This window comes from Acinetobacter sp. V110_1, assembly GCF_031798975.1.
Lineage (GTDB): Bacteria > Pseudomonadota > Gammaproteobacteria > Pseudomonadales > Moraxellaceae > Acinetobacter > Acinetobacter nosocomialis_A.
This window is the reverse complement of sequence record NZ_JAVQNN010000004.1, coordinates 1-5,789: the sequence shown is the minus strand read 5'-3', so window position 1 is coordinate 5,789 and position 5,789 is coordinate 1. Positions and strand designations below refer to the sequence as shown.

Sequence of the window (5,789 nt, the reverse complement as noted above, 5' to 3'; positions counted from 1 at the left end):
AGCATGACGGTCTCCAAAACCGTTCGTCAAGGTTCGAATCCTTGATCCTCTGCCAAGATTCAAAAAAGCTCCTGTTAGAGGGGCTTTTTTTTATCTCGTATATTTTCTAATTAAATTTTCTTAAAAATTATTACTAATATTAAATAAAATTTAATTTCATACAGACTAATCTGTATAAAGTATTTTTACTTTGTTAATGTTTTGTTAAAATATGATTAATTAAAGTAAATTTTGATTTGATTTATATGTTGAACTATAAAAAATTTAATAAAAGCGTCTTATTCATCTGCTTATCGCTAATGGGGGGCTTAAGTTATGCTGCGGACTCAGGTGATCCGATTGGCCAAAGAATTCAAGCTGACCAAACCATTCGACAACAACAGCGTGACACTGCATTAGAAAAACAAATTCAGCCGAATGTAAACGTAAATCTAGGGCAAGAACAAAATAAGATTTCAGCTCAGCAATTACAATATTTACGCTCTAACAGTGAAACACCTTGTTTTGAAATTAAGAAAATACTTTTAGAAGGCGAAGAAGCCCATCAATTCATTTCTTCTTTTAATGTGATTACGACTGGCAAGAATAATATTATTGGAAGATGTTTAGGGGTAAATGGACTAAACCAGGCGCTTGATCTTGTACAAAATAAAATTATAGCAAACGGTTATGTGACCACACGTGTTCTGCTTCCTCAGCAAAATATTGCATCTGGTACGGTGCGTGTTCGTGTTATTCCAGGACGAGTGGATCAGATTAAGTTCGCTGATGGTACTTCTAAACGTGCACATTTATGGAATGCTTTACCGATAAAGTCGGGTGAGCTGTTAAATATTCGTGATATGGAGCAAGGTTTAGAAAACTTTAAACGAGTGCCAACGGTTGAAGCTGACTTTAAAATCCAGCCAGCAGAACAAAAAAAAGAACCAGGCTATAGTGATGTGGTTTTGGCGTGGCAACAGGCTAAACCTTATCGCTTACATATAGGGGTTGATGATTCAGGGAGTGAGGCGACCGGAAAATATCAAGGCACAGCGACTTTATCACTTGATGATGTGCTGACTTTAAATGATTTGTTTTATATCAGTTATAACCATGATTTAGGCGGTGGAAACTCTGGTAAACATGGTACTGATGGCTTTTATGCAAGTTATACTATTCCATTTGATTATTGGTTATTTTCAACCAGTTATAGTCGCTCTAATTACCTGCAAACAGTCGCTGGAAGTAGTGAAACTTATCAATATAGCGGTAAAAGTGAACTCATTAATGCAGATCTATCACGAGTAATTTATCGGGACGCACATCGGAAAACAACCTTGGGTTTTGGAGGATGGTATCGTGAATCACAAAACTATATTAATGATGTAGAAGTTGAAGTACAACGCCGTAAAACTGCGGGTTGGAAAGCAACCCTTGATCATACTGAATATTTTTCTAACGCTACTTTAAGCGGCAATGTGACTTATAAACGTGGTACAGGTTGGTTGAATGCGATGAGAGCACCAGAAGAAGACTTTGGTGAAGCTTATACGCGTGTGGGGATTTTACAAGCCAATGCTAGTTTACAAGTTCCTTTTAAAGTGGGTCAGCAAAATCTGCAATATTTAGCTGAATGGCGTACTCAACACAGCAATCAACCTTTAACTCCTCAAGACAGATTTTCAATTGGAAACCGTTATACCGTAAGAGGTTTTGATGGTGAGCAAACTTTATTAGCTGATAATGGTTTTTTAGTTCGCAATGAACTAAGTGGCTCAATCATGAATAAACCGCACTCTTGGTACGCAGGTATCGATTACGGAGAGGTTGGTGGAAAAACTGCACATTATCCAAATCCTTTACCAGGCACGAGTTTATTAGGTGCAGTTATCGGGTTGCGTGGACAAATTACTCCCTTACGTTTGAATTATGACGCTTTTGTCGGAGCACCGTTGAAAAAGCCAGATCACTTTGAAACGGATGATTACACGACTGGATTTAGTGTGAACTGGACTTACTAATCCATCCTCTCCCAATTACATATTTATTTGATTACATAAAAATTTAGTGAGACTTTAAAGTGAATAAGAATCGTTATCGTATTATTTTTAGCCATGCTCGTGGGATGTTTATTGCTGTTGCCGAGATTGTAAAAAGCAAAACCAAGCAAGCAGGGCAAAGTCAGGGGGCAGCTGGAACAGATTCGACTACAGTCTCGGTTCTACCTATTCATTATAAGAAGTTAAATCCACTCAACTTTGCTGTTATTGGCTGTTTGGGAGCATTGGTGATTAGCTTGCCAATGAGCAGTGTGGCTGAAACCCAGATTATTGCAGATAAAGGCGCGCCAACATCGCAACAACCGACAATTTTAACGAGTGCAAATGGGACGACTCAGGTCAATATTCAGACACCAAGCGCTGGTGGTGTTTCACGTAATACCTATACTCAGTTTGATGTTGGACAAGAAGGCGCTATTTTAAATAACTCACGAAATAACACCCAAACTCAATTAGGAGGCTGGGTGCAAGGTAACCCATGGCTTGCAAAAGGCGAAGCCAAAGTTATTTTGAATGAAGTGAATAGTAATAATCCAAGTCAACTCAAAGGCTATATTGAAGTTGCCGGAAAACAAGCACAAGTTGTTATTGCGAATCCATCTGGTTTGATATGTGATGGCTGTGGTGTGATTAATGCAGATCGCTTTACTTTAACTACGGGTCAAGCGGTGATGAATCAGGGTTATCTTGAATCATTCCGTGTCCGCGAGGGGCAGGTCACGATTGAAGGTAAAGGTTTAAATGGAAGTTTAACCCCTTATACAGATATTTATGCGCGTGCTTTAAAAGTCAATGCTGGTCTATATGCAAATGAGCTTAATACGGTACTTGGACAAAATGATATTCAAGTCAAAGATCAAGTAGCTCCTCAAATCACGGCAACAACAGGACCTACAACCACGCCTCCGCCAAGCTTTGCTTTAGATGTAGGCCAACTCGGTGGGATGTATGCTGGAAAAATCTTTTTAGTGGGAACGGAGCAAGGGCTAGGTGTACGTAACGCAGGTACGATAAATAGTACTCAAGGTACTCTGACACTAAATGCAAATGGTGATTTGGTCAATAATGGTAACTTGATCGCGAATAAAGATCAGGTACAGCTAAAAGCTCAAAATATTCAAAATACCGATAATGTAAGTAGCGCAACTTCACAAATTACTATTGAGAGTCAAAATCTAGATAACTCTGGTTTAATCAGTAGTGCTGATGAGTTACATCTTAATCAACAAAATAGTTTAAGTAATACTGGCACATTGAATGCTGCTCGCGTTGCTATTGATGCGAGTAGTTTAAAAAATAGCGGTTCTATTGAACAAACAGGTTTGCAAGGACTTGATTTAAAGTCGGGTTCAATGACCAACCTAGGTGGTAAAATTGGAGTTGCCAAGAGTAATACGAGTGGTGGTACAGCTGGAAATAGCTCCGGTAATACAGGTAGTACGGTAATAGTTCCAACGGTTCCTGTTGATCCGGCACAGGATGGAGGAAGTCTGGGTGTTGTTCCTCCAATAGATACCACCCCAAAAACTTATGATATTGGCTTCATTCATGTTTCGGGTGTATTGGGTAATGATCAGGGAACGATCATTGCCAATGGCGGTGTCGATTTAGAGAGTCAAAATGGTTTGGATAACCAAGGTGGGCAACTGAATTTAGGTACTGCCACCATTAAAGGCAGCAACTTCAATAATGATCTAGGCCAATTGAATGTTAAACAGGCCGATATTCAAACGTTAGGTTTTACCAACCAGCAAGGTCAGTTGACATCGAGTGACACACTAAAAATTCAAAGTCAGAATGCTAATAACCAAAGTGGTAAGATCCAGTCAATTGGGCAGCTCGATTTAGCTATAGGTGGTGAGTTAAATAATAGTAAGGGCTACGTTGCTAGTGGTGACAATGTTCTGGTAAGTGCAGGCGATTTAAACAACCAGTTTGGTGTGGTTTATTCAGAAAACCAATCTGTAAATATCAAAGCTAATCAAGCGATTGATAATACAGAGGGGTTTATACAGGCAAAAACTGATTTAAATTTAAATAGCCAAACGCTGAATAATACATCTGGGCAAATCATTGGCAATCAAATTCAACAGCAACACGGCACTGTCAATAATAGCCAAGGAGCTATTATTGCCAAGCAAAATTTAAACAGTACTGCTCAGCAATTTGACAATGATCAAGGGCAATTACAGGCGACAACTGTTCAATTGCAACATGATCAGCTTAAAAACAACGGTGGTATTTATGCGGATAAGGATTTAACGGTTACAGGAAAAGATATTCAAAATTCTGGTTCTTTGGCGGCTGGGGAAAATATAAAAATCACAAGCTCAGCATTAGAACATGCACAGAATGGTTTAATTGCCGCGGGCCTGGATCATGAAGGTAAATTAGCTGATACGGGTATGCTTACGATCAATGTGGATCGGGCTGGTTTACATGGCCAAACATTCGCAGGCCAGCATATCCAGATTAATGCGACAGGGACGATTGATGCAGCACAGGGACAATTACAATCGAAAACGATTGCATTGAACGCTGGTACAGATATTTCAACTCAGGCAGCGACAGTTGTTGCTCAAGATCAACTCAAACTGACCAGCCAGAATCTGATCAATAATCAGCAAGGACAGTTAAATAGTCAGGATATTATTCTTTCTGCTCAACAACTAGATAATAGCCAAGGAAAAATTCAGCATACTGGAAATAACGAATTTACTCTGAACTTTGTAAATGGTCTAAATAATAAATCAGGTGAAATTAGTAGTAATGCAGCTTTAATGCGGTTAAATACTTCTATTCTAAACAATGAAGCAGGCCAAATTATTCACTCTGGAAATCAGCAATTGAATATCAATAGTAATCAATTGCAGGGAGCCCAAGGTAAGATTCTGAGTAATGGGCAATTAGTATTAGCTACAGAGCAAGCTATACTAGATGGTGCTATTACATCAGCAGATCAAATTAATATTACCGCGTATAACTTGAGTCACCAAAAAGGGCAAATGATCCAACGTGGAACATTAAAACCGCTTACATTAGCCATTAGAGACCAAATCAATAACCAGTTAGGATTTATTCAAAGTCCAACAGCACTTTATATTACTGCGGGTAGCTTAAATAATCAGGGTGGCCAGTTAAGTTCTGCAGCGGATCATGATCTGCAGCTTGATGTAGCGGGTTTACTCGATAACAGCCAATCAGGTCAAATTTATGCAGGTCTGAACAATAACATTCATGCTGGTTCGATCAATAACAGTATGGCTGGGCAAATCGCTGCACAAAATGCATTAACCTTGACCAGTTTGGGGCTCATCAATAACCAGTCTGGAAAAATCGTTGCCAATGCCGATGTTGGTATTCGGTCAGAAGGACTGGATAACACCAGTGGTCAGATTGGTTCGGTACAGGCTGGATTAGCACTAAATGCTGGTACAGGGGTATTGAGCAACCAGTCAGGTTCTTTACAGTCAGGCAAAGATATCAAGGTTCAGGCAGGCCAGTTAAAGACCCAGTCCGGCTTGATCAATGCCCAGGGTTCGATAGAGGTGACGGCAGGTCAGGACATTGATAACAGTTCAGGCCAGATCATTGCGAACAAGGCGGTACAGCTGAGCAGTCAGGGTCTGACGAACAATGCAGGGCAGATTGGCAGTGTTGAAGGTACTGTGCATATTGATGCCGGTACGGGGGTGTTAAGTAACCAGCAAGGCAAGCTTCAGTCTAGTCAGGACCTGACCTTAAAGG

2 protein-coding genes are annotated in these 5,789 nt (G+C 39.9%); both read left to right on the top strand.

The genetic code is table 11. The features are described 5' to 3' along the window. The first annotated feature begins 245 nt into the window (after positions 1-245). Complete coding sequence (locus RMA95_RS00395) at positions 246-2,003, top strand: ShlB/FhaC/HecB family hemolysin secretion/activation protein (RefSeq protein WP_311069286.1); 1,758 nt, start codon at positions 246-248, stop codon at positions 2,001-2,003. Between the two features lie 59 nt (positions 2,004-2,062). Further along, positions 2,063-5,789, top strand: a 3,727-nt coding sequence (locus RMA95_RS00390) for a filamentous hemagglutinin N-terminal domain-containing protein (protein ID WP_311069285.1), incomplete at its 3' end; no start/stop codon positions are given.